Raw genomic sequence first — 23078 nt, forward strand, 5'->3', positions numbered from 1 at the left:
TCATTTTATCGGAAATGCTAGCGGGGCAGCAGTGCCCAGTAGTCGAGATCGAGAACCACGCCCTCGGCATAGCGCTCCCCGTCCTTGAAGGGATGCCCGGCACCGGACAGGTTCTTGGTCGCAACAAGCCGCAATCGCAGCGCGCCGAGATCGCTGCGGCCGGGCAGTTCGGCACATTCCAGCACTTCGCTCCAGGCATAGACGGTATCGCCTGCAAAGAGCGGCGCGACATGGCGCCCCCCATTGATCGCGGCGATATGGAAGGCGTTGCTCAAGCCGTTGAAGGACAGCCCGCGGGCCAGGCTGATGACATGGCCTCCATAGATCAGCCGGCGCCCGAAACGGCTATCCTTGGCGGCGTGCGCATCGAAATGAACCCGCGCGGTGTTTTGATAGAGCCGCGTGGCAAGCTGATGCTCCGCCTCCTCCACCGTCATGCCGTCGACATGGTCGATACGCTCGCCCACGGCATAATCCGCCCAGCGAAAGCGGGAGCCTGCGAGCGCATCGTCATAGGACGCGAGCTCGACCGGCGGACAGCCTTCGCCGAGCAGTTCGGGGGTGACGACGCCGGGCAGTTCCGGCACCTGCTCGGCATGGGCCGGCGTGCCCGGCCGGCGCTTGCGCACCAGAACCCACCTTGCATAGCTCAGCACGATCTCGGCGTGCTGGTTTCGGCCGATCGAGCGGACATAGACGATGCCGGCATCGCCCGACGAGGCCTGCTTCAGCCCAATCACCTCGGAGGTGGCCGAAAGCGTATCGCCCGGAAACACCGGCTTGAGGAAACGGCCATCGGCATAGCCGAGATTGGCGATCGCATTGAGCGAGATGTCCGGCACCGTTTTGCCGAAGACGATATGGAAGACCAGCAGATCGTCGATTGGCGCCGTGGGGTAGCCGATCGCCATGGCGAAAGCGTCGGAGGACTGCACGGCGAAGCGTGAGCCATAGAGGGAAGAATACAGCGCCGCATCGCCGGCCCGCACCGTCCGCGGCGTCGCGTGCACGATCGTGTCCCCGAGGTGAAAATCCTCGAAGAATCGGCCGGAACTGGTTTTTGCGCTCGCGCCGGGCATGCAAAGCCTCCTGATCGCGGGCGAGTGTGCGTTGCAACGAAGGGCGGCGGCAAGCCCTAAGGAAAGGTCCGACGTCATGCCGGGCTTGCCCCGAGAATTTCATGCAGGAAAGTGCGCCTCTTTCGTCATGAGATTTTCGGGTCAAGCCCGAGAATGACGCCTCTTTACCCCACGACCGCCGCCAGCTTCGCCAGATCGACATTCGCGCCGCAGACCAGCACGCCGAGCCGCTCGCCCTTCGCCGGTTTGTAGGCGCCGCTGATCAGCGCGCCCAGCGCCGCCGCGCCGCCAGGCTCGACAGCGAGCCGGAAATCGCGCCACAGCACCTTCTGCGCCTCGTTGATCGCCGCATCCGCCACCAGTGCGACGTGGTCGACCGCGTCCTTGCAGATCTCGTAGACGAGCGGCCCGACATTGCGTGCGCCCAGCGAATCGGCTGCCACGGATGCGACCTTGACCTCGACCGGCGCCTTTGCCTCCAGCGCCGCTTGCAGCGCCCGCGATCCCTCCGGCTCGACGCCGACGACCTTGACCTTGGTGCCGGCAAACCAGCTCGCAATGCCCGAGATCAGGCCGCCGCCGCCGACCGCGACGAGGAGGGTGTCGAGATCGGGCTCCTGCCCGTCCCACTCACGCCCCAGCGTCCCCTGCCCGGCGATCGTCTCCTTCGCGGCGAAGGGATGAATCTTCAGCGCGCCCGTTTCCGCCACGAAGCGGTCGCAGGCCGCCTGCGCATCGTCATATTGCGCGCCGCCGACCACGACATCGGCGCCAAAGCGGCGAATGGCCTCGATCTTCGCGGCAGGTGAAATCTCCGGCACGAAGATGGTCGCCTTCACACCCTGCCGCATCGCCGCATAGGCGACGGCGGCGCCATGGTTGCCGCCCGATGCCGCCGAGACACCGGCCGCCGGCACGCTGAGCGAGAGCAGGGTGTTGAAGGCACCGCGCGTCTTGAACGAGCCGGCATGCTGCAGACATTCGAGCTTGAACGAGATGTCCGCATCGCTGCCGAAAGCGCCTGCGCCCAGCCTCATCACCGGCGTCACGCGAGCATGGCCGGCGATGCGCTGAGCAGCCTCTTCGATCATCGGGCGGGTGACGGGTCGGTCGCTCATATCGGCATCCTGTGTCGGCGGCCCGGACGCAAACGTCCAGATCGCGATGGGCAGGCCGTGGCTATCGCGTCTCGGCGGGTCCGGAAAGGGCCTTCCGCGCCCGCCGGCAATGTGCCGGGCGACGACCAGCGCCGCGAGCGCATCGAGGAGGTCGTCTCGCTTGGCCCCCTTCGGAGGCACGGCCTCGACAGTGGCACGGTCGAGGTCGTTTGCCATAAGAAGGCCGGCTCGTTCCGCCGCTCCCTCGGAACTCTTCTTGGCGAAGCGAAGCGGTCTCTCGCCGTTCATCGTCCAGAAGGCCAGCTCCGGATGGATTTCCCGGACGCGAGCGCGCGCCGATTCGTCCTCGCGCAACAACCGGTCGATCTCGCGGATCTTCGGCAGAATCATGAAAGCCTGGCGGCTGAACCCGGCCGAGGGCTCGGAGGTGGCGCGGGCGATCTCGCAGGTCTCGGTATGGGCCAGCGCGATGTCCGCCATCCCCGCAAGCGGGCGATCGATCGCATAGACCGCCGCACGCGATGGAATGCTGAACACCGAGGAGCTGCGGGTGCCCAGCACCGATCGGATCGCTTCTTCCGGTCCACGGCCCCGCCCTTCGATCCGGTCCGGCAGCCCGATCGGCATATCCACCGCGACGATCTCCGGCGCGTCCACCCCTTCGAGAAGATCGGCGAAGCGGGAGACGATGCGGATGACCGGAGCCGAGCCACGATCAGCCGACGCTATGGCCGCGATCCAGCCTGCCTTGCAGCCATCGACGCCGGCGATGCGCTTCATGAACCACTCCACCCTTCGCAGCGCTTCCCCTCGGGCCACGATGCTTTAGGTTGCGCTGCAGCAAGACCGCGATCCCTTGGGAGCCACCATGACGACTTTTCGCCCCCGCCGCAGCGCGCTCTACATGCCCGGCTCAAACGCCCGCGCACTGGAAAAGGCCCGCGCGATTGAGGCAGACGTTCTGATTCTCGATCTGGAAGATGCCGTCGCGCCAGATCTGAAGGCAACCGCACGCGAGCAGGTCGGCGCTGCGGTGAAAGCCGGCGGCTTTGGGCGCCGCGAGGTCGTGATCCGGATCAACGGCGTCGATACCGATCTTTTCGAGGCCGATTTAGCGGCCGCCGTTGCAAGCGAGCCCGACGCGATCCTGATCCCGAAAGTTTCCAGCCCGGACACGCTGGTCGAGATCGGCAACCGCTTGGCGACGCTTGGTGCGGATCCCAGGGTCGCGATCTGGGCCATGATCGAGACGCCGCTCGCGATCCTGCAAGTCGAGGCGATTGCCGGTGCCGCGCGCGACCCCGCGACGAGGTTTGCCTGTCTCGTGATGGGAACCAACGATCTCGCCAAGGAAACGCGCGCCCGCCTGGTCCCGGGCCGCGCCCCGATGCTGCCCTGGCTGACGACCGCCCTGCTTGCCGCCCGCGCCTATGGCCTCGATATCCTCGACGGCGTCTATAACGAGATCAAGGACGAGGCCGGGTTCAGGGCCGAATGCGAGCAGGCCCGCGATTGCGGCTTCGACGGCAAGACGCTGATCCACCCGGCGCAGGTCGCAACCGCCAATGCGATCTTCGCGCCGGACGAGGCCGAGCTGGCGCGCGCCAAAGCGATCCTCGCAGCGTTCGACCGGCCGGAGAACGCCGGCAAGGGCGCGATTCAGCTCGATGGGCGCATGGTCGAGCTGCTGCACGCCGATATGGCGAGGCGCACCGTGGCTCTGGCGGACGCGATCAGCGGATAAATTGCCGTCATTCTCGGGCGAAGCACAGCTTCGATCCGAGAACCTCAGGACGGAAGGCACTGGTTTCCGTCATGCTCGGGTCAAGCCCGAGCATGATGCTTCACGCGGATGGATCAGGCCTTGGCGGCCTTGGCGCGATCCATCGCTTCGATGATCAGCGTCTTGGCCATGGCGGCGTCGCCCCAGCCCTTGAGCTTGACCCATTTGCCGGGCTCGAGATCCTTGTAGTGCTCGAAGAAGTGCTGGATCTGGTCGAGCGTGATCTTCGGCAGGTCGGTGTAGTTGTGCACGTTCTCGTAGCGCTTGGTCAGCTTCGGCACCGGCACGGCGATGATCTTCTCGTCGCCGCCGCCCTCGTCTTCCATCAGCATCACGCCGATCGGACGCACGGCGATATAGGAGCCGGGGACCAGCGGGCGCGTATTGGCGACCAGCACGTCGCAGGGATCGCCGTCGTCCGACAGCGTGTGCGGGATGAAGCCGTAATTCCCCGGATAACGCATCGGGGTGTAGAGGAAGCGGTCGACGAAAAGCGTGCCGGCCTCCTTGTCCATCTCGTATTTGATCGGCTCGCCGCCAATCGCTACCTCGATCAGGACATTGACTTCGTCCGGCGGATTCTTGCCGATGGAGATGGCGTCGATGCGCATGAATGAAGACCTGTCTCTGGCGAAATGAGCGGGGGCCTTATGCAAGTTCGCGCCGGAAAGTCCAAGCCTTTCATGAAGACGCCGCATCCGCAGATTTGCGCGGGCTCCTTTCCGCTGCTATCGGGCGCATCATGACCATCCGCGAGACCGGGCCGTGCTGAACCGCCTGAGGCCCGACGAAGAACGATACGCCAGGCGCATGGCCCGCATCGCACGCTGGGACCAGCCGATCGCCAGCGGCGGCCAGCGCCTGCGCGCCTGGGCCAACATGCTGCTGGTCGACCACGGCATCTTCCGACTCGCTTATCTCAATGCGCATCGGGTCACGCCGCGGCTGTGGCGCTCGTCGCAGCCCGCGCCCGGTCAGATCGCGGCTTTCGCGCGCAAGGGCGTCAAGACCATCGTCAATCTGCGCGGCGGACGCGAGCACGGCTCCTGGCCCTTGCAGAAGGAAGCTAGCGAGCGCCATGGCATCCGCCTCGTCGATTTCGTGCTGCGCTCGCGCGGCGCACCCGAGCGCGAGACGATCCTGGGCGCCAAGGCCTTCTTCGCAAGTCTGGAGGAGCCCGCGCTGGTGCACTGCAAGTCGGGTGCGGACCGGGCCGGATTCTTCTCGGCGCTTTACCTGCTGGTCCACGAGCAGAGGCCGCTCGAGGAGGCGATGCGCCAGCTGTCATTGCGCTATGGCCATTTCCGCTTTGCCAAGACCGGCATCCTGGACGCCTTCTTCGAGGCCTATCGCCGCGAGGGCCAAGCCAAGGGCGTTCCCTTCCTGGACTGGGTCGAGACGATCTACGATCCCGCCCGGCTGGAGCGCGAGTTCAAGCCGGGGCTCTTTTCGTCGCTGATCGCCGACCGCCTGATCCGGCGCGAATAGACGCTAGCCGGCTGCAGCGAGGCCCGGCTCCTCGCCCGCGACATCCTCGCGCCCGAGCCAGATGAAGCCGAGATAGAGCAGCGTGCGCAGGACCGAGACGGCGCCCAGCGCATAAAGCAGCGTGGGCGTCAGCGCGCCGAAGCCGAGCATCACGCCGACGATGGCGACTAGCGACAGCGCATTGATCGCAAGCTGTCCGATGGCGCGATGGGACAGCGTGGCGATTTCCTGCAACGGCCCGATCAAGGTCGAGGCCGCATAGAAGATGCTCAGGACCGCGATCGTGTCGCCGACGCCGTCCCAATGCGTGCCGTCCAGGAAGATGTCCACGAGCCAGGCGGCCGAGCCTATCGCCGCAAAAAGACCTGCCGCCACGAGCGTCAGGACCAGCGTCATCAGCTTCATCCAGAACTGGCGACGCGCTCCGACATAAGCCCGCAGGCGGTTGAGCGTGAGCGGCACCGCGACCGTGCCGAACATCTGCGCCGGCATATCCAGCAGGCGCATCGCCAGCGCGACATGAGCGGCGAGCACGGCATTCGAGGCATAGGGCAGCGCCAGGATCGGCGCGATCGCGAAGCCATAGGAGAGCAGCGCCGAAGGCAGCAACAATATCGCGACGCCACGCCAGCGCCGCGCGGCCTCTTGCAGGCTGGCCACGGACCACAGGCCGGGCCGGACGAGCGTCGCCAAAGCCGGCGCCCGGCGTCTCAGCAGATACCCCATCGCCAGAACATGGCCGGCGGCATCGGCTACGAAGAGCGCAAGAGCCTTGGGTCCGAAGATGAAGATCAGCAGGAGCATCAGGATTGGCTGAACGATGGCCTGAACGACATTGCTGTTGCCGACGGCGCGGAAATCGCCCTCTGCCGTCGCCTCGGCCCAGAGCAACCGCAGACCGGCCCGCGCCGCCAGAGAAACCAGGAAGAAGAAGGCCACCGCCGGCGCGACCCAGCCGGTGATCGCCAGAACGAACAGCACGAGCGCGGATAGGCTGAGGAAGAGAGCGCCGACGACGCCAGCAAGGCGCACCGCGAGGCCGAGCCTGTCCCGGTCACGGGTCTGGAAGAAGACGATTTCGAGCCGCAGGAGCGAGGCGGTGGCGACGAAATTGACGGCTGCGGAAAACACCGCGAAGGCGGCGAAGACGCCGGGCGGGCACAAGGCGGCCGCGATGATCAGCCCCCAGACCGAGATGAACCGAGCCTGCAGGAAACGCAGGCCGAGCAGCGCGGCGGCACCGAAGCTCGACCGCAGCAGCGGAGCGCGCCGGGCGATAAAGCGCCGGCCGGATGCGATCGTCAGCGGCGAGCGGCGCGGCGGAAAGCTCGCGCGGTCCATGACGATATGAGCGGCCATGGCAGCGTCCTCCGCGGGCCCATCGATCGGATCGGCTTCCACGATGCCGTCATAGGCGTCCCGCGGGGGACGAGAATCCGGCATCACGACCGCAGATCGCGCGAGCCGTCAGGCTGCGCCTTCATGGTTAACCGGAGGTAAACAGATCTCATCATCGGCCGTTGCTGCGGGCCGCTGCGGCCGCGATGCGAAGGGCATCGCGGCGCTGATATGCGGCTCAGACGAAGCGCGTCTTCAAATCCTCGAAGCGCTTTAGCTGATCCGGCAGCAAGGCGCGATGGGCATCTCGCCGCACGAAGATCTTGAACATCACCTCGCCCGCGCCGTTGAAGAACTGCACCGAGCAGGCCCGCCGGCCCTGTCCGGTGGCGCGATCGACCAGATAGATCGCCCGGCAGTTCTCCGCCTTGATGTGCCCGCCGATCGGGCTGTCGCCATGGATGTTGTAATAGCCGTGGCCGAAGCTGCCGACAGGCAGCGAGCCTTCCACCTCGAGGACGATGTCGGGCGTGTGCATCAGGAACAGCACCGTGCCCCATCCGGCGATGTCCTGCCAAAGCGCCTCGAGGTGCTCCGGCGCGACCAGGAGACGCTGCTCGCCCGGCAGCAGATCGAGCGCGGCGCGCGTCGAGACCCCCGCCTCGCGCGCCACCGCCTCGATCATCGCATCCGGCTTGGCCGCGAGGATCTCGCGGGCATGCTGGATCGGCTCGCGGCCCTCGACCTCTGCCAAAGTCATCGCCTCGGCTCTCACTCGGCCGCCTGGCGAGGAAGACGCGGGTTGGTCTCGCTCAGCACCGTCTCGAAACCCTCGAATTCCGGATGGCCGAGATAGATCGGCGCCGGGCGCGGCTGGCCGGCATTGCGATGCGATTCGCGGAACTGATCGGATTTGGTCCAGGCGGTGAAGTCCTCTTTCGAGGCCCAGCTCGTATGCGAGGAATAGAGGGTGTGGTCCTCTTTCTCAGGCCCCTTGAGCAGGTGGAAGGCGAGGAAACCCGGCATCTCGTCGAGCCGCGTCTTGCGCGAGGACCAGACCGTCTCGAAGGCGGCCTCCTCACCCTTGACGACCTTGAAGCGGTTCATGGCGATGAACATCGGGCGATCCTGCACTGGGCCGCGAGGCCTGGGAAACGAATAGCGAAACGCCGCGCGAGAACGGCGGGGGGCGACGCCGAGCACGTCGCGCTTGACCGCTTCTAGTAAAGCCGAATATCTGCGTCAACAACAGTCGAGAACAGTTTTAGTTTTTAATCATTAAAAACTGAGATTTACTTGACCGTTGCGATGTAAGACAGGCCGACTGCAAGCAGTCACGCAAGGCATTCCTGGCGCACGGCGCCGGATGCGGCGCAGGAGCGACGCGATGTCCAAAAGCCAGGGTCCCACCACAGCCGCCGCCGACCGCGCTCTCGCCCGGTGGTCGACCCCGCGTGCCGCCTTGGCGGCGATCGGGCTCGCGGTCGCGATCCTGTCGGGACCGTGGGGCGCCGGCAGCGCCGTGGCTGAAACCGCCGACCGCGTCGTCGTCGCCGGCGGCGTCATCACCGAGGTGATCTACGCGCTCGGCCGGCAGGACCGTCTCGTCGGCGTCGATTCGACCAGCCTTTTTCCTGCGGAAGCGCTGCAGCAGAAGCCTAATATCGGTTATGTCCGCGCCATCTCGGCCGAGGGCGTGCTCTCGCTCAAGCCGTCGCTCGTGCTGCTGATCGAGGGCGCCGGCCCCCCGGACGCGGTCTCGCTGCTGGCCGAATCGGGCGTCAAGCTGGCGCGCATCCCCGATGGCCAGACCGCAGAAGGCGTCGCCGCCAAGATCAAGGCGATCGGCGCCGCGATCGACGCGGCCGAGCCGGCCGAGCGCCTCGCCACCCGAACGATGGCGAGCTTCGCTGAACTCGGCACTTTGCGCGATGGGCTGGGCAAGCCGCAACGCGTTCTCTTCGTGCTTTCGCTGCAGAACGGGCGCGCGCTCGTCGGCGGGCGAAACAGCTCAGCCGACGGCATGATCGCGCTGGCCGGGGCTGAAAATGCCGCTGCCGCGATCGAAGGCTACAAGCCGATGACCGACGAGGCCATCATCGCCGCCGCCCCCGACATGATCCTGATGATGAGCAATGGCGGCAACCATCGCACCACGGCCGAGGAGCTGTTCGCGCTGCCGGTCTTCGCGCAGACGCCAGCGGCGGCATCCAGGCGTCTTGTCCATATGGATGGGCTTTATCTGCTCGGCTTCGGCCCGCGCACGCCTCTCGCCGCTCGCGATCTGATGGCCGCGATTTACACGCAGCGGGCCATCCCACCGCTGACCACGGGCGCGGCTCCTTGAGCCTGGCGGTGTCATCCCCGGCGATCCCGCAGCCCTCGCTCGCCGGGCTGGTTGCCGGCCGCCGCAGGCTGGGGCTGATCGCCTGCGTCGGCCTCGGGGTCGGCTGTCTTCTGCTCGCGGTGGTCGCCATCGGACAGGGCGCGGTCCCGATCGCACCCGGTCGCGTCGCCGGCATCCTGACGGCATGGATCACCGGCAACGCCTCGGTGCTGGAAGGCCGCGACGCGCTCGTGGTGCTGAATATCCGTTTGCCGCGGGTCCTGCTCGGGCTTTTGGTTGGAGCCGGGCTCGCGGTCTCCGGCGCGCTGATGCAGGGCCTGTTCCGCAACCCGCTGGCCGATCCCGGCCTCGTCGGCGTCTCGGCCGGCGCCGGGTTGGCTGCTGCGGCGACGATCGTGCTGGGCGATCGTTTCCTCACCGGCACACTGATGAAGCTGCCCTTCGCGATCCTGCCGTTCGGCGCCTTTTGCGGGGGCCTGATCTCGACGCTCGTCCTTTATGTCATCGCGACCCGCGAGGGCCGCACCTCCGTCGCGACGATGCTGCTGGCCGGCGTTGCGCTCGGCGCGCTGTCAGGCGCATTGACCGGCCTGCTCGCCTTCGTCTCGGACGACCGGCAGCTGCGGGACCTGACCTTCTGGTCGCTGGGCAGCCTGGGCGGTGCGAGCTGGACGAAGCTGTCGGCGATCGCGCCGATCATCCTGCCGCTGCTGCTGCTGATGCCCTTTCTGGCGCGCGGCCTCAACGGGCTGATGCTGGGCGAGGCGGAGGCCTATCATCTCGGCATCCCCGTGCAACGCATCAAGGCGATGGCCATTGTGCTGGTGGCGCTCGCGGTGGGCGCCAGCGTCGCCTCGGCCGGGCTGATCGGCTTCGTCGGCATCGTCGTGCCGCATCTGGTGCGGCTCTGGGTCGGGCCGGATCATCGCCTGCTGCTGCCGCTTTCGGCGCTCGGCGGCGCGATGCTGCTGGTCGCGGCCGATATCGTTGCCCGGCTGATCGTCGCACCCGCCGAGCTGCCGATCGGGATCGTCACTGCCGCGATCGGCGCGCCCTTCTTCCTCTGGTTGCTGCTGCGCCGCGCGGGGCCTCTCGATGTCTGAAGTCCCCCCAAAAACGATCCTGTCAGGCCGAAACCTCGGCTTCATCGCGGACAAGCGCGCTCTCGTCGCGGACGCCTCCCTCGACCTCGCACCCGGCACGACGACGATCCTGATCGGCCCCAACGGCGCCGGCAAATCGACTTTGCTCAAGCTGCTGACCGGCGAGCTCGCGCCATCCCATGGCGAGGTGCAGGTCGATGGCGAGCCGCTGAAAGCGATGCCGCCCTGGCGCCTCGCCTGCCAGCGCGCCGTGATGGCGCAGCATGCGAGGCTGGCCTTCCCCTTCAACGTCTACGAAGTGGCGAGGCTGGGCGTCGACGGGATCGGCCGCGCGCTGACCCGCCCGCGCCACGAGGCGATCGTCGCCGAGAGCCTGGCGGCGGCCGGCGTCTTCGACCTTGCCGGGCGCCGCTACCAGACCTTGTCCGGCGGCGAGCAGCAACGCGTGCAATTCGCCCGTGTGCTCTGCCAGCTCGAAGCCGGACGCAGCGTCACCGAGCGGCAGGTCCTGTTCCTGGACGAGCCGATCGCCAGCCTCGACCTCTGCCACCAGCTGGCTTTGCTCGACATGGCCCGCCAGATCGCGAGCCGCGGCGTCGCCGTGCTGGTCGTCCTGCACGATTTGAACCTGGCCGTGACCTATGCCGACCATCTCGTGGTGATGGATCGCGGCCGCATCATCGCGCAAGGCCCGCCGGCGCAGACGCTCGACGACGCGCTGTTGCAGCAGGTCTTCCGGGTCGATCTCTCGCTCAGCCGGGCGCCAGCGCCGGGCATGCCCTTCCTGCTGCCGCAGCAGCATCGCGGCCGTTCCGCCGCCTGAAGCCGGGATTCACCGCCGATTCATGCTGAATCGGGGCCGCAGCCGATTCACCATATCGCTCAACGCGGGATTCAGCCGATCGGCGCGAAAGCTGCGGCCTGTCCGAGCGGAGCCCACCCATGTCCCGATCGCTTATCGCAGCCGGCCTTCTGGCCTGTGCAGCCTTGCCGGCTTTCGCCAGCGCAAGTCATGCGCGTGAGGTCGTCGGCCTGAACGACGCCCGTTTCAACCCCGGCACGATCGTGATCCGCACCGGGGAGCGGCGTCTGTATTTCGTCTACGCGCCTGGCGAGGCCATCCGTTACACCATCGCGGTCGGCAAGGCCGGCAAGCAGTGGCGCGGCGTCAAATATGTCGAGGAGTTGCAGGTCGACCCGGCCTGGAGCCCGCCGTCCGAGGTCAAGCGCGACAATCCGCGCCTGCCCGATGTCATTCCCGGCGGCTCGCCGCGCAACCCGATGGGCGCCCGCGTCATCGGCCTCGGCCCAGGCGGCGAATACGCTATCCACGGCACCAACATGCCGCAGACGGTCGGCACCGCCGCCTCCTATGGCTGCTTCCGCATGCACAACAGCGACGTGATCGACCTTTACGCCCGCGTGCAGATGGGCACGCCTGTCGTCGTCATGCCCTAGAGCGTGACGGGCGACAGCAGCGCACCGCCTGCGAAGAAGGCTTCGAGATTGCCGAAGAGCATGTCCTGCTGCGCGGCCTGCGCCGATTCGGCATTGGCGCCGATATGCGGCGTCAGCACGGCGTTCTCGATCGCCTTCAGGCGGTCCGACACGTGCGGCTCGTTCTCGTAGACATCGAGGCCGGCCCCGGCGATCCCACCGCTTTCCAGTGCCGAGCACAGGGCGTCTTCATCGACCGCGATGCCGCGCGAGATGTTGACCAAGTGCCCGGCCGGCCCGAGCGCCGCCAGCACGGCGGCATCGACCGCATGGCGGTTCTCCGCGCTCGCCCGCGCCGAGACCATCAGGATGTCGGCCCAGCCGGCCAGTCCGAGCAGGCTGTCGTGATAGGCATAGGGCACATCCTCGCGACGCGAACGGTTGTGGTAGCCGATCTCCATCTCGAAGGCCGCCGCCCGCAAGGCGACGCGGCTGCCGATGGCACCCAGCCCATAGATGCCGAGGCGCTTCCCCGCCAAACCCGGCACCGGCGGCATCCGTTCGATGGAATTGCCCTTCCAGTGACCGGCCCGCACGAAACGGTCGCCTTGCGGAATCCGCCTCGCCGTCGCGAGCATCAGCCCCATCGCGAATTCCGCGACGCTGGTGGCATTGGCGTCCGCCGCATTGGCGAGCTGGATGCCGCGCGCCTTCGCGTGGGCGCGATCGACCCCCTCGATTCCCGTTCCATAGCAGCAGATCAGCTTGAGTTTCGGCAAGGCGTCGATCAGCGCCGCATCGGTCTTCTGGCTGCCCACCGTGAGCAACGCTTCGACCCGCACCGCCCCTTCGGGCAAGGCATCCGGCGCCGATCGCTCCAACGGACCGAGCAGTTCGAAATGCTCGCTGAGCCGCTGCACGAGCGCGCCCGGCAAACGCGGCACCATCAAAATCGTCGGCTTCATTCGAAAGATCCCCTCGCAGATGCTGCATCGCAGCACCACCGGTCGTCCAGCTCAACCCATGCCATCGCAGCAACGGCCATCCCCCCGGCGCATTCGGCAAGACGGCACTGCTCTGACCGCGCCCCCGGAATGATCCGAAAGAGAAGCCTCGAAGGCCTCGCACCTCGAAGAAAACCGCGTTAACCTCGCAACCGCGACACGAAACCGCCCCGCACCACGCGGGCAGGAGGGGGCTGCAGATGGATCACCTTGCCGACCTGAAGAAGTTCGCCACGAAGCCGATCAACGATCCCGCCTTTGCCGGCATGGCCAAGGCCTACGCACTGGTCATGAGCAAATCCGACACCCGCTACGTCGCCTGCTCCGACCCCAAGGAAATCGAGCGCGTGCGGGAAAATTTCCTGAAAAAGAAGCTCGGCCTGAAATCCGGCGATCTCGACGGCTCGATCAAGGCGGTCTGCGAGGCGATGAAGGCCGACCGCACCAAGTCGCGCCTGACCTTCTACTACCTTCTGGCCGAGCATCACGGAAAGCTCGACCTCTTCGCCAAGAAGTAATCTCCATCGGCGCCTCGGCGCCGGCTTTCCTCTCTAGTCGAGATAGAGATCGGCCCGCGTCAGCGGCAGACCAGAGGGGCCCTTGCGCCGCTTGGACACCAGTGTCTGGTTGATCATCGCCCCACCGCGCTCGAAGGCGAGCGAGCAGCCGGCCAGATAAAGCAGCCACATCCGCGTCCGTTCCGGGCCGATCTCGGCCTCGGCTTTCTCCCGGTTGGCGTCGAGCCGCTCCCACCAGAGCCGCGTCGTGCGCTGGTAATGCTCGCGCCAGCCTTCGACATCATGCACCTCAAAGCCGTTGCGCTCGAGATTGGTGATCGACATGCCGAGATGGTCGAGCTCGCCGCCGGGAAAGATGTAGCGCACCAGCGCGCGGTACTCGGCCGGCATCTTGCGGAAAGCCTTGTCGGTCTTCTTGGCGCGCCGCGCGATGGTGTGGTGGAGATAAAGCCCCCGTGGCCGCAGCAGCTTGTTGACCGCGCGGAAATAGGTCGGATGGTTGGCGATGCCGACATGCTCGAACATGCCGATGGAGGAGATCTTGTCGAACTCGCCCTCCATCTGGGCGAAATCCTTGAGATGCAGCGTGACCTTTCCTTCGAGACCCAGCTTGGCGACCTTGTCGCGGGCATAAGCGAGCTGCTCCTCGGCCAGCGTGACCCCATGGGCCTCGACGCCATAATGGCGCGCCGCATGGCAGACGAGCGCGCCCCAGCCGCAGCCGATATCGAGGAAGCGGTCGCCCGGCTTCAGCCGCAGCTTGCGGCAGATCATGTCCAGCTTGTCCTGCTGGGCACGCGCGATATCGCCATGATCCTCTGTGAAATAAGCGCAGGTGTAGACCATCTCCTCGTCGAGGAAGAGCCGGTAGAAATCGTTCGAGACGTCGTAATGATAAGCGATATTGGCCTTGTTGGTGGCCGGAGCGCCGTCGCGGGCGATCTCGTCGCCCTTGCGATGGCTGACCGCGTCCGCCGCTTTGCCCGGCGCGAACAGGAAGCGCCTAACGACCTCGAAGACGGCACCTTTGGGAATGTTGCGGGCAAGACGCCCGACCTTGCGATCCGGCCGCGCCGCGGCGAGATCGAACAGCGAGCCGTTGATAATCGCCAAACGATCCGAAATGTGCAGGTTCAACAGCGTGTCGAGCTTCGGCCTGCGCAGCAGCGCAGCGACGACGCCGGGATCGGCGATGGCGATGCCGAGCCCGCTTTGCGGCCAGACCGCCGGCACCATGCTGCCGTCCCAAAGTCGGAAACCGAGTTTCAGCCCCAGTTTCTCATGCGCCTCGCCGAGAAGCCGGCGCAGGGCGGCGAGCCGCTTGTCGTTGCTGTCCATGCCGCGATGATCCGATCCGCTTCGAAGCTGTTTGAATGCAACCTCGCGGGTTGGCAATCGTCCCGGTTGCATCGTCCGCTGGCGACGCGGGCTCAGAAGTCGCTGGCGATACCCTTCACTTCCCAGTCGTCATAGCGCACCGGCTCCAGCCCACCGCGCCCGTTGACCTCGCGTGGGCGCGCGATTTCGGCGGCACGGGCATCGCTCGCCTCGCGCCGGGCCTTGGCCTCGGCGAGCGCGCGTTCGGCCGCTGGCGACAAGGGCCTGCGCTGCGCCGTGTTTTCAACGGCTTTGTCTTCGGTGGCGTCGGGCATCGCGCCTCGTCTCCCTTGCAGGATCGGGTTTCACCCCACCACATAAGGCACGGACTCGGCCTGCGCGAGGCCGTGTAAGCCAATGATCACGAAAGGAAGACGATGAATTACGTCCGCACCGGCATGCTGATGGCGGGCCTCACCGCGCTGTTCGGCGCGGTGGGCTATCTGCTCGGCGGCAGCGGCGGCATGCTGGCGGCGCTCGGCTTTGCCGTCGTCACCAACCTCTTCACTTACTGGAACTCCGACCGGCTCGCACTCTCCGCTTACAACGCGCAGCAGGTCGACGAGGCCACGGCACCCGAGCTGTGGCGCATGGTGCGGGACCTCGCCGCTCGCGCCGACCTGCCGATGCCGCGCGTCTACCTGATTCAGGAGGACCAGCCCAACGCCTTCGCCACTGGCCGCAACCCGCAAAACGCGGCCGTCGCCGTGACGACCGGMATCCTGCGCACGCTGAGCCATGAAGAGCTGGCCGGCGTGATGGCGCACGAACTGGCCCACATCAAGAACCACGACACGCTGACGATGACGATCAGCGCCAGCATGGCGGGTGCGATCTCCTCGCTGGTGACGTTCGGCATGGTCTTCGGCTCGCGCGACAACCGCCCGAATGTCATCGTCCAGATCCTGCTCTCGATCCTGGCGCCGATGGCGGCGGCCGTGATCCAGATGGCGATCTCGCGCTCGCGGGAATACGAGGCGGACAAGATGGGCGGCCAGATCTGCGGCAATCCGGTCTGGCTCGCGGATGCGCTCGCCAAGATCGCGGCCGGCGTCAGTCATGTTCCAAACGAGACAGCCGAGGCGAAGCCTGCTACGGCGCCTCTCTTCATCATCAATCCTTTGACCGCAGGCGGCATGGACAATCTCTTCTCGACGCATCCCGACACCGGTAACCGCATCGCCGCTCTGATGGAGCAGGCTCGGGCCATGGGTGTGGCAGATGGCGGCGCAGGCCTGTCCCCTGCGCCCGCCCGCCCCCGGGGCGAAGCGCAACGCCAACCGGGGCCGTGGGGTTGATGGCCATGTCGACTTCCGAGCAAGACCGCGAATCCGCAGCGGTGCCGGCGCCCTCCGATGCACCGGGCCTGCCGGCGCGTCGTCTCGTAGCCAGCGTCATCGACGAGGTGCTGCGCGCCAAGGTCTCGTTGGATGAGACACTGGAGCGGCTGTTACCAGCCGCAAAGCTCGAACCAGCAGACGCGGCGCTCGCGCGCGCCATCGCGATCACCGCCTTTCGCCGGCTGGGCACGATCCAGCACGCTATCGACGCGCGGCTGGAACGCGGCAGCCCGCGCAATTCCGGTCCGTTCGAGCCGGTCCTGACCGCTGCCGCTGCGCAGATTCTCTTTCTCGACGTGCCCGACCATGCGGCGGTCGACATCGCCATCCGCCAGCTTCACGAGGACCCGCGCTCGTCCCGTTACGTCGCGCTCGGCAATGCCTTGCTGCGCCGGCTCGCCCGCGAGCGCGACGCGGTTCTGGCGGAAGCCGCCGCCGATCCGCTCCGTGACGTGCCGGAATGGCTCGCCGAAAGCTGGTCCGCGACCTATGGGCCGGAGGCCGCCGCCGCGATCGCGCTCAGCCACCGGCAGGAGCCTCCGCTCGACCTCAGCGTCAAAAGCGATGCCGCCACATGGGCCGAAAAGCTCGACGGCGTCCTGCTTCCAACAGGGTCGATCCGCCTGCGAAGCCGGCAGTCCATTGCCGACCTGCCCGGTTTCACCGAGGGCGCTTGGTGGGTGCAGGATGCCGCCGCCGCCCTGCCCGTCAGGCTGATCGCGCCGGCACCCGGTGAGCGCATCGTCGATCTCTGCGCCGCTCCTGGGGGCAAGACCGCCCAGATCGCCGCAGCGGGCGCGAGCGCGACCGCGCTCGACCGTTCGGCGCCCCGCCTGAAGCGGCTCAAGGCCAACCTCGCGCGGCTCGGGCTGGAAGCCGAGATCGTCACCGCCGACGCCACGCGTTGGCAGGCCGAGCCCTTCGACGCGGTGCTGCTCGACGCGCCTTGCAGCGCAACCGGCACGATCCGCCGTCATCCCGACGTCGCCTGGACGAAATCGCCCGACGACCGGGACCGTCTCGGCGCCTTGCAGGCGCGCCTGCTCGACGCGGCAGCCGCCTTGACGAAGCCGGGCGGCCGGTTGGTTTACTGCACCTGTTCGCTCGAACCGCAGGAGGGCGAGGCCCAGGTCGAGACCTTTCTCGAACGCCATCCCCAGTTTCGTCGCAGCCCCGTCAGCGCCCATGAGATCGGCGATCTTGCCGCCGCCATCGACGCGCGCGGCGATGTCAGGACCTTGCCGCATCAGTTGCCGGGGGAAACCCCGCGCCTTTCGGGATGGGCGGGATTTTACGCAAGCCGCTTGATCAGGCTATGACGGCGTGAGGATTCGCGCGGGCAGCCGCGCCGTTTCCGACTGGATCGGCGTCGCCTGCGGGTAGCGCCCGGAAGCGGAGCATGTGGAGGATTTGAGCGCCTGGACCGAGCGCCGGGGATTGGCTCAGGCCGCCATTGGACGGGCGGCTCGGCGGACCCGTGGCCGGCTGGTCGGCGCGACGCGGCGGCTCTGGCCCTTCGGCCGCCACCCCGCGAGCCGGCTGCTCTTCGCCCCGCATGATCTGCGCACCGCCGATCCCACCACGGCCGCCGATTTCTATGCGGGCTATTATGCCTTCGCCGGCCGCACGCTGCGAACTCATGGCGAATCGCCCTTCGAGGTCGAGCCGCCGAGCGAGGCCTGGGCGGAGGCGCTCTACGGTTTTTCCTGGCTTCGCCACATGCGCGCCGCCGATACCGCGATCGCTCGGGCCAACGCCCGCAGTCTCGTCGAGGATTTCATCGTTCGGCGCCGCGACAGGGTCGATATCGCCCGCCGCCCCGGCGTGGCCGCGCGGCGGTTGGTCTCGCTGCTGTCGCACTCGCCGCTTTTGCTGGAAGGTGTCGATCACGCTTTTTACGACCGCTTCGTGCGCCATGTTTCGCGGCTGGCGGACCGCGTGCGCCTGTCGCTCGCCGGCGCCGTCGAGGGCGCGGACCGGCTGAACGGGTTGATCGCGCTGGCCTTCGCCGCGATTTGTCTCGACGGGCAGGATACCCGCCGCCGCCGCATCGAGACGCTGCTCTCGGACGAACTCGACGACCAGATCCTGCCCGATGGCGGCCATCTCTCCCGCAACCCGCGCCTGCTGATCGACCTCCTGCTGGATCTCCTGCCCTTGCGCGAGACCTTCGCGGCCCGTGGGCTCGAGCCGCCGCGCGGTGTGCTAACGGCCATTGAACGCATGATGCCGCATCTGCGGCTGTTCCGGCACGGCGATGGCGCGCTTGCTCTGTTCAACGGCATGGGCATCACGCCGCCGGATCTGATGGCAACGCTGGCGGCCTATGACGACGCGCGCGGACGCCCGACCGAGCACGCCGCCTATTCGGGCTATGGTCGCTTGTCGGCCGGGCGCAGCGTCGTCGTCGTCGATGCTGGCGCCCCTCCGCGCGGCGCCTATTCCGTCGAGGCCCATGCCGGTTGTCTCGCCTTCGAATTCTCCAGCGGCGCGCAGCGGATCATCGTCAATTGCGGTTCCAGCCGTTTCGGGCCGCCCGAACTGAAACTGGCCGCACGCAGCACCGCGGCGCATTCGACGCTGGTGCTGGACGACCGCTCCAGCGCCAATTTCGGCCGGGTGCTCGGCGAGATGCGGGTGATTTCCGGCCCCACCGATGTTCGCGTCGCGCGGCAGGAAGGCACCGACGGCCCGGAATGGGTCGCCAGCCATGACGGCTACCGATATGCGCTCGGCGCGGTCCACACGCGCCGCCTGCAGCTCGCCGGCGACGGCAGCGCGCTCGCGGGCGAGGACGAGATCACGCTGAGCGGGTCTCGCGCGTCGCTGCCGGCCGCGCTGCGCTTCCATTTGCATCCGAATGTCCGCGCGAGCCTGCTGCGTGACGATACCGCCGCCCTGCTGGCTCTCGCCTCCGGTGAGGTCTGGAGCTTCGAGGCCGGTGGCCTGCCACTCATGCTGGACGAGAGCCTTTTCCTGGCGTCGGCGGATGGCCGTCGCCGCACCGAGCAGATCGTCGTCGCCTTCGATGCCGCCGCGACCCCGCGCGTGATCTGGCGGCTCCATCGCATCAGCGCGGCCAACCCGCGCGCCGGCCAGACCTTGGCCTCGCTCCTAGCCGAACGTCAGGAAGGCGCCTCCGGTAACGCCGACGCCGATCCCCAGGCCTGAAGGCCCGGCGGCCCAGCAGCCCGGCGGCGGCAGTCTTTGCCTTTGGCGCCGCAGCATGATAGCCCGCGCGCAACCGCCTGCCCCGTTATCCGAGCCGGATTTGAGACCGATGCCGAATGAGCTTCGCCGCGTCGAGCGCGCCCTTCTTTCCGTTTCCGACAAGACGGGGCTGATCGACTTCGCGCGCGCCCTCCACGACCTCGGCATCGCGCTGGTTTCGACCGGCGGCACCGCCAAGGCGCTGCACGAGGCCGGACTGCCTGTTAGCGACGTCTCCGACCTCACCGGCTTCCCGGAGATGATGGACGGCCGGGTCAAGACGCTGCACCCGAAGGTGCATGGCGGCCTGCTCGCCATCCGCTCCCATCCCGAACATCAGGCCTCCATGATCGGCCACGGCATCCAGCCGATCGATCTGCTGGTGGTGAACCTCTACCCGTTCGAGGCCACGGTCTCGGCCGGCAAACCCTATGACGACTGCATCGAGAACATCGATATCGGCGGCCCGGCGATGATCCGCGCTGCCGCGAAGAACCATCATGACGTCGCCGTGGTGGTCGATGCGGCAGACTACGCCTCCATTCTCGCGGATCTGACGGCCCAGAAGGGCGCCACCACCCTCACCTTGCGTCGCAAACTCGCGCAGAAAGCCTATGCCCGCACGGCGGCCTATGACGCAGCAATCTCCAGCTGGTTCGCAAGCGAGCTCGGCGACACCGCTCCGCCCTTCCGTGCGCTTGGCGGCACGCTCGCCGAGACGATGCGCTATGGCGAGAACCCCCATCAATGGGCGGCCTTCTATCGCACCCCGGAGAATCGCCCTGGCGTGTCGACAGCCCGGCAGGTCCAGGGCAAGCAGCTCTCCTACAACAACATCAACGACACCGACGCGGCCTTCGAATGCGTTGCCGAATTCGATCCGGCAGCGAGCGCGGCCTGCGTCATCGTCAAGCACGCCAATCCTTGCGGCGTGGCCACGGGCTCCTCGCTGCTCGATGCCTACGACAAGGCGCTCGCTTGCGACCCCGTCTCGGCCTTCGGCGGCATCGTCGCGCTGAACCGCAGGCTCGATGCCGAAGCCGCGCGAAAGATCGTCGAAGTCTTCACCGAGGTCATCATCGCGCCCGATGCCGATGAAGACGCGATCGCGCTGATCGCTGCGAAAAAGAACCTGCGCCTGCTTCTGACGGGCGGCCTGCCGGACGTCMGCGCGCCCGGCCTTTCGCTGCGCACCGTCTCCGGTGGCTTCCTCGCCCAGTCGCGCGACAACGCCGTCGTCGACGATATGGCGCTGAAGGTCGTGACGAAGCGCCAGCCGAGCGAGCGCGAACTCGCCGATCTGCGCTTCGCCTTCCGCGTCGCCAAGCACGTCAAGTCGAACGCGATTGTCTATGCCAAGGATCTCGCCACGGTCGGCATCGGCGCAGGCCAGATGAGCCGCGTCGATTCCTCGCGCATCGCCGCCTGGAAGGCGGGAGAGGCCGCCCGGGCCGCCGGCTTGCCGGAAAGCTTGGCGAAGGGTTCGGTCGTGGCGTCAGATGCCTTCTTCCCCTTTGCCGACGGTTTGCTGGCTGCGGCCGAAGCCGGGGCGACGGCGGTGATCCAGCCCGGCGGTTCGATGCGCGACGATCTCGTCATTCAGGCGGCCGACGAAGCCGGCCTCGCCATGGTCTTCACCGGCCACCGCCACTTCCGCCACTGATGCGATGAGCCTCGAATCCGTCCGCGCCTTCTTCGCAGCCCATGCGCCCGACCTTACGGTCATCGTGACCGAACAGAGCAGCGCGACTGTGCCTCTCGCCGCCGCAGCCCACGGCGTCGAGCCCGGACAAATTGCCAAGACACTCTCGCTCAGGATCGGCGAGGAGGTGGTGCTAGTGGTGGCGCGTGGTGATGCCCGCCTCGATAACCGCAAGGCTAAGACCGCGCTCGGCGGAAAGCCGCGCATGCTCGGCATGGACGAGGTCGAGGCGCTGACGGGCCACCCTGTCGGGGGCGTCTGCCCCTTCGGGCTGGCGACGTCGTTGAAGGTCTATTGCGATGTCTCGCTGAGGGCTTTCGACGAAGTCGTGCCCGCCGCCGGCTCGACCCACAGCGCGGTTCGCATCGCGCCGGAACGCATGGCGGCCCTAACCTCGGCCGAATGGGTCGATATCTGTCAGGACGTCGCCCAGCTCGGCGGCGCCCCTGCCCTGCTGGACGACGCCTGAAGGCTCAGGCTTTCGTGAGCGCGATCAGTTCCATCGCCGCGGCCGGGTTGCGGACCTTGTCGCCGCTGATCACATAGAGAAACACATCGCGCGCCTGCGCTTTGGCCGGTGGCGCGATGGTGTCCAGCCCGTCTGGGACACCGCCCTCGGCCCAAGCTTGCGCCGATTTCGCCCAACGCTTCAAGCCGGCCTGGGAATAGCCCTTAGGCTCGGCCTCCTTCGTGCCCATGATGCGGGCATAAACGAAGGGCGCCGTGAGATCGGCGATCTGCGGAAAATCGGCGTCGGCGGAGGTGATCGCCGCGACGCCATACTCCCGCAGGAGCGCGACAAAATCGGGTGAGCGGAAGCTGTCATGGCGAACCTCGACGGCATGACGCAGCGCGATTCCATCCAACTCCTTCGGAAGCAGCTTCAGAAAAGCTTCGAAATCAGCCGGCTCAAACCGCTTGGTTGGCATGAACTGCCAGTTAATCGGCCCCAGCTTGTGCCTGAGCTCGGCGAGACCGCTGGTCAGGAACTTTTCGACCGAAGGACCGGCCTCGGCCAGCACCTTGCGGTTGGTACAGTAACGCGAGCCTTTGACCGCGAAGATGAAGTTGTTTGGAGTCTCTTCGCGCCACCGGGCGAAGCTCTCCGGCTTTTGGGAGCCATAATAGGTGCCGTTGATCTCGATCGAGGTCAGCTGGCTCGCGGCGTACTCGAGTTCGCGCTTCTGCGGCAGCCGCTCAGGATAGAAAGTCCCGCGCCAAGGCTCGAACACCCAGCCGCCGATGCCAATATGGATCTTGCCCTGGGCCATCTGTTTCGCCTTGCCTGATGGAGTTCGACGATCGTACGAGCACGCGCTGCGCGCGGGAAGCCATACCTATAAACCTCGCGGGGCGGACGGCCCCTGTCAGGATCGCTCATGGGTATGGCGGGACTGACCCAGCCCAAGCAAGACCTCTCACCTAGCGAGCATAAGCTCCATTTATCAACTTCACATGCGTTGTCCGTCCGATCGACCCCAGCTCCCCTCAAAGCTCAAGAGAGGGGGGATGAGTGGACGAGGAAGCGGCTGGAGAGCTGGACATAGCGATAGGCGCGAAACTGCGTCAATTGCGAGAGCGAGCGGGACTCTCGGGTCAGCGGGTCGCCGATACTCTCGATGTCAGCCAGCAACTCATCAGTTATCAAGAGTTGGGGCGACGACAAGTATCGCTCGCACAGTTGCTGAAGCTGACAACCCTGTATCAGACGACGGCCCGGCAGTTCCTGGCCGAATTGAAGTTGGGTTCGAAGCTACCGCTGCAATTTGCCGAACCGCAGCAGGCGACCTATCACGCCGAAAGCGTGGAGAATGCCCAATCATTGGATCGCTCGGATGCGCTGCATATCGATCTGACTGAGCTCGCTCATCCCGCTGACAGGCGCACCATTCTTGAGCTTTTCCAGCAGCTTAAGCGTGAACAAAACAAGCGTAATCGCTAGAGCGTCATTTGGAACGGTCATTGAACACCGTCTTGCCGCTGCTATTTCGAGCGCGGTTGCGGACTGGATGATCGGGCAGATCGCTCTTCCAAGGCCCCCCTCACGCAAAAACCCCGCCGCTGGAGCGACGGGGTTTTGTATTTTGGTTGCGGGGGCCAGATTTGAACTGACGACCTTCAGGTTATGAGCCTGACGAGCTACCGGGCTGCTCCACCCCGCGTCAACGGTATTGGCCTTTGGTATCCTGGGAGCGTTTGTGCTTTTCCGGAACCTTGGCTTTAAACGATCACGC

General features: G+C 66.6%; 23 protein-coding genes and 1 tRNA gene. 13 read left to right on the forward strand and 11 right to left on the reverse strand.

The annotated features are described in order from the left end of the window. Window positions 1-17 precede the first annotated feature (17 nt). Window positions 18-1079 carry a MaoC family dehydratase gene (locus AC1DR6_RS21410; RefSeq protein WP_476831296.1) on the reverse strand — a complete coding sequence of 354 codons (1062 nt, stop codon included), beginning with the start codon at window positions 1077-1079 and terminating at the stop codon, window positions 18-20. A gap of 164 nt (window positions 1080-1243) precedes the next feature. Beyond that, the gene (locus AC1DR6_RS21415) at window positions 1244-2977 is read right to left on the reverse strand and encodes a serine/threonine dehydratase (RefSeq protein WP_476831297.1); all 1734 of its coding nucleotides are present in this window, start codon (window positions 2975-2977) and stop codon (window positions 1244-1246) included. An 88-nt stretch (window positions 2978-3065) separates the two neighbouring features. Here AC1DR6_RS21415 and AC1DR6_RS21420 point away from each other — a divergent pair, with 88 nt between their 5' ends. Then, entirely contained in the window at window positions 3066-3941 is an 876-nt protein-coding gene (locus tag AC1DR6_RS21420) for an HpcH/HpaI aldolase/citrate lyase family protein (RefSeq protein ID WP_476831298.1), read from the forward strand. Between the two features lie 113 nt (window positions 3942-4054). On the opposite strand, the gene ppa is transcribed toward AC1DR6_RS21420, so the two are convergent. Next, window positions 4055-4591: an inorganic diphosphatase gene (gene ppa, locus AC1DR6_RS21425; protein ID WP_476831299.1), complete on the reverse strand. Its 537-nt coding sequence runs from the start codon at window positions 4589-4591 to the stop codon at window positions 4055-4057. Window positions 4592-4745: 154 nt separating this feature from the next. Here ppa and AC1DR6_RS21430 point away from each other — a divergent pair, with 154 nt between their 5' ends. Continuing rightward, on the forward strand, window positions 4746-5468 hold the full coding sequence (locus AC1DR6_RS21430) for a fused DSP-PTPase phosphatase/NAD kinase-like protein (protein ID WP_476831300.1): 723 nt from the start codon (window positions 4746-4748) through the stop codon (window positions 5466-5468). 3 nt (window positions 5469-5471) lie between these two features. On the opposite strand, the gene AC1DR6_RS21435 is transcribed toward AC1DR6_RS21430, so the two are convergent. The 3 genes from AC1DR6_RS21435 to hmuQ form a co-directional block, all read right to left on the reverse strand. Beyond that, window positions 5472-6827: a hypothetical protein gene (locus AC1DR6_RS21435; protein WP_476831301.1), complete on the reverse strand. Its 1356-nt coding sequence runs from the start codon at window positions 6825-6827 to the stop codon at window positions 5472-5474. A gap of 217 nt (window positions 6828-7044) precedes the next feature. After that, on the reverse strand, window positions 7045-7566 hold the full coding sequence (hutX, locus tag AC1DR6_RS21440; protein ID WP_476831302.1) for a heme utilization cystosolic carrier protein HutX: 522 nt from the start codon (window positions 7564-7566) through the stop codon (window positions 7045-7047). An 11-nt stretch (window positions 7567-7577) separates the two neighbouring features. Then, the gene (gene hmuQ, locus AC1DR6_RS21445; protein ID WP_476831303.1) at window positions 7578-7925 is read right to left on the reverse strand and encodes a heme-degrading protein HmuQ; all 348 of its coding nucleotides are present in this window, start codon (window positions 7923-7925) and stop codon (window positions 7578-7580) included. A gap of 268 nt (window positions 7926-8193) precedes the next feature. On the opposite strand from hmuQ, the gene AC1DR6_RS21450 reads away from it, so the two are divergent. From AC1DR6_RS21450 to AC1DR6_RS21465, 4 genes are all read left to right on the forward strand, one after another. Next, window positions 8194-9153, forward strand: a complete 960-nt coding sequence (locus AC1DR6_RS21450) for a heme/hemin ABC transporter substrate-binding protein (protein ID WP_476831304.1) — start codon at window positions 8194-8196, stop codon at window positions 9151-9153. Window positions 9154-9161: 8 nt separating this feature from the next. Continuing rightward, entirely contained in the window at window positions 9162-10256 is a 1095-nt protein-coding gene (locus AC1DR6_RS21455; protein ID WP_476831305.1) for a FecCD family ABC transporter permease, read from the forward strand. Then, the gene (locus tag AC1DR6_RS21460; RefSeq protein WP_476831306.1) at window positions 10249-11079 is read left to right on the forward strand and encodes a heme ABC transporter ATP-binding protein; all 831 of its coding nucleotides are present in this window, start codon (window positions 10249-10251) and stop codon (window positions 11077-11079) included. The genes AC1DR6_RS21455 and AC1DR6_RS21460 overlap by 8 nt, the downstream gene beginning before the upstream one ends. Window positions 11080-11198: 119 nt before the next feature. Then, window positions 11199-11714, forward strand: coding sequence for a L,D-transpeptidase (locus tag AC1DR6_RS21465; RefSeq protein WP_476831307.1), 516 nt, complete (start codon window positions 11199-11201; stop codon window positions 11712-11714). On the opposite strand, the gene AC1DR6_RS21470 is transcribed toward AC1DR6_RS21465, so the two are convergent. Beyond that, window positions 11711-12658 (reverse strand): 2-hydroxyacid dehydrogenase, encoded by a 948-nt coding sequence (locus tag AC1DR6_RS21470; protein WP_476831308.1) that lies wholly within the window; start codon window positions 12656-12658, stop codon window positions 11711-11713. The two genes, AC1DR6_RS21465 and AC1DR6_RS21470, sit on opposite strands and share 4 nt — an antisense overlap. A 239-nt stretch (window positions 12659-12897) precedes the next feature. On the opposite strand from AC1DR6_RS21470, the gene AC1DR6_RS21475 reads away from it, so the two are divergent. Then, window positions 12898-13215, forward strand: coding sequence for a DUF2853 family protein (locus tag AC1DR6_RS21475; RefSeq protein WP_476831309.1), 318 nt, complete (start codon window positions 12898-12900; stop codon window positions 13213-13215). Window positions 13216-13248: 33 nt separating this feature from the next. On the opposite strand, the gene AC1DR6_RS21480 is transcribed toward AC1DR6_RS21475, so the two are convergent. After that, the gene (locus AC1DR6_RS21480) at window positions 13249-14553 is read right to left on the reverse strand and encodes a class I SAM-dependent methyltransferase (protein WP_476831310.1); all 1305 of its coding nucleotides are present in this window, start codon (window positions 14551-14553) and stop codon (window positions 13249-13251) included. A gap of 92 nt (window positions 14554-14645) precedes the next feature. Further along, window positions 14646-14867, reverse strand: a complete 222-nt coding sequence (locus tag AC1DR6_RS21485) for a DUF1674 domain-containing protein (protein WP_476831311.1) — start codon at window positions 14865-14867, stop codon at window positions 14646-14648. Between the two features lie 102 nt (window positions 14868-14969). Between AC1DR6_RS21485 and htpX the strand changes: the two genes are divergently transcribed. The 5 genes from htpX (at window position 14970) to AC1DR6_RS21510 (ending at window position 21313) form a co-directional block, all read left to right on the forward strand. Next, complete coding sequence (htpX, locus tag AC1DR6_RS21490) at window positions 14970-15890, forward strand: zinc metalloprotease HtpX (protein ID WP_476831312.1); 921 nt, start codon at window positions 14970-14972, stop codon at window positions 15888-15890. A 5-nt stretch (window positions 15891-15895) separates the two neighbouring features. Then, window positions 15896-17251: an RsmB/NOP family class I SAM-dependent RNA methyltransferase gene (locus AC1DR6_RS21495; RefSeq protein WP_476831313.1), complete on the forward strand. Its 1356-nt coding sequence runs from the start codon at window positions 15896-15898 to the stop codon at window positions 17249-17251. Window positions 17252-17342: 91 nt separating this feature from the next. Next, window positions 17343-19103, forward strand: a complete 1761-nt coding sequence (locus AC1DR6_RS21500) for a heparinase II/III family protein (protein WP_476831314.1) — start codon at window positions 17343-17345, stop codon at window positions 19101-19103. A 109-nt stretch (window positions 19104-19212) separates the two neighbouring features. Then, window positions 19213-20805, forward strand: a complete 1593-nt coding sequence (gene purH / locus AC1DR6_RS21505) for a bifunctional phosphoribosylaminoimidazolecarboxamide formyltransferase/IMP cyclohydrolase (RefSeq protein ID WP_476831315.1) — start codon at window positions 19213-19215, stop codon at window positions 20803-20805. 4 nt (window positions 20806-20809) lie between these two features. Beyond that, window positions 20810-21313: a YbaK/EbsC family protein gene (locus AC1DR6_RS21510; RefSeq protein ID WP_476831316.1), complete on the forward strand. Its 504-nt coding sequence runs from the start codon at window positions 20810-20812 to the stop codon at window positions 21311-21313. Between the two features lie 4 nt (window positions 21314-21317). Here AC1DR6_RS21510 and AC1DR6_RS21515 read toward each other — a convergent pair whose 3' ends face one another. After that, window positions 21318-22115 (reverse strand): DUF72 domain-containing protein, encoded by a 798-nt coding sequence (locus AC1DR6_RS21515; RefSeq protein WP_476831317.1) that lies wholly within the window; start codon window positions 22113-22115, stop codon window positions 21318-21320. A gap of 242 nt (window positions 22116-22357) precedes the next feature. Between AC1DR6_RS21515 and AC1DR6_RS21520 the strand changes: the two genes are divergently transcribed. Next, window positions 22358-22786, forward strand: a complete 429-nt coding sequence (locus AC1DR6_RS21520) for a helix-turn-helix domain-containing protein (protein ID WP_476831318.1) — start codon at window positions 22358-22360, stop codon at window positions 22784-22786. Between the two features lie 143 nt (window positions 22787-22929). On the opposite strand, the gene AC1DR6_RS21525 is transcribed toward AC1DR6_RS21520, so the two are convergent. Next, window positions 22930-23006: transfer RNA gene (locus tag AC1DR6_RS21525), tRNA-Met, on the reverse strand. Window positions 23007-23078 lie beyond the last annotated feature (72 nt).

The organism is Allobosea sp. P5_A5 (assembly GCF_056400625.1).

What these genes read in the sequence shown, in the direction of transcription:
- AC1DR6_RS21475 (WP_476831309.1), top strand. Translation starts at nt 12,898, where the DNA reads ATGGATCACCTTGCCGACCTGAAGAAGTTCGCCACGAAGCCGATCAAC.
- AC1DR6_RS21495 (WP_476831313.1), top strand. Translation starts at nt 15,896, where the DNA reads ATGTCGACTTCCGAGCAAGACCGCGAATCCGCAGCGGTGCCGGCGCCC.
- AC1DR6_RS21435 (WP_476831301.1), bottom strand. Translation starts at nt 6,827, where the DNA reads ATGGCCGCTCATATCGTCATGGACCGCGCGAGCTTTCCGCCGCGCCGC.
- hmuQ (WP_476831303.1), bottom strand. Translation starts at nt 7,925, where the DNA reads ATGTTCATCGCCATGAACCGCTTCAAGGTCGTCAAGGGTGAGGAGGCC.
- AC1DR6_RS21515 (WP_476831317.1), bottom strand. Translation starts at nt 22,115, where the DNA reads ATGGCCCAGGGCAAGATCCATATTGGCATCGGCGGCTGGGTGTTCGAG.
- AC1DR6_RS21460 (WP_476831306.1), top strand. Translation starts at nt 10,249, where the DNA reads ATGTCTGAAGTCCCCCCAAAAACGATCCTGTCAGGCCGAAACCTCGGC.
- AC1DR6_RS21485 (WP_476831311.1), bottom strand. Translation starts at nt 14,867, where the DNA reads ATGCCCGACGCCACCGAAGACAAAGCCGTTGAAAACACGGCGCAGCGC.
- AC1DR6_RS21450 (WP_476831304.1), top strand. Translation starts at nt 8,194, where the DNA reads ATGTCCAAAAGCCAGGGTCCCACCACAGCCGCCGCCGACCGCGCTCTC.
- AC1DR6_RS21510 (WP_476831316.1), top strand. Translation starts at nt 20,810, where the DNA reads ATGAGCCTCGAATCCGTCCGCGCCTTCTTCGCAGCCCATGCGCCCGAC.
- AC1DR6_RS21470 (WP_476831308.1), bottom strand. Translation starts at nt 12,658, where the DNA reads ATGAAGCCGACGATTTTGATGGTGCCGCGTTTGCCGGGCGCGCTCGTG.
- hutX (WP_476831302.1), bottom strand. Translation starts at nt 7,566, where the DNA reads ATGACTTTGGCAGAGGTCGAGGGCCGCGAGCCGATCCAGCATGCCCGC.
- AC1DR6_RS21410 (WP_476831296.1), bottom strand. Translation starts at nt 1,079, where the DNA reads ATGCCCGGCGCGAGCGCAAAAACCAGTTCCGGCCGATTCTTCGAGGAT.
- AC1DR6_RS21420 (WP_476831298.1), top strand. Translation starts at nt 3,066, where the DNA reads ATGACGACTTTTCGCCCCCGCCGCAGCGCGCTCTACATGCCCGGCTCA.
- ppa (WP_476831299.1), bottom strand. Translation starts at nt 4,591, where the DNA reads ATGCGCATCGACGCCATCTCCATCGGCAAGAATCCGCCGGACGAAGTC.
- AC1DR6_RS21480 (WP_476831310.1), bottom strand. Translation starts at nt 14,553, where the DNA reads ATGGACAGCAACGACAAGCGGCTCGCCGCCCTGCGCCGGCTTCTCGGC.
- AC1DR6_RS21465 (WP_476831307.1), top strand. Translation starts at nt 11,199, where the DNA reads ATGTCCCGATCGCTTATCGCAGCCGGCCTTCTGGCCTGTGCAGCCTTG.
- AC1DR6_RS21415 (WP_476831297.1), bottom strand. Translation starts at nt 2,977, where the DNA reads ATGAAGCGCATCGCCGGCGTCGATGGCTGCAAGGCAGGCTGGATCGCG.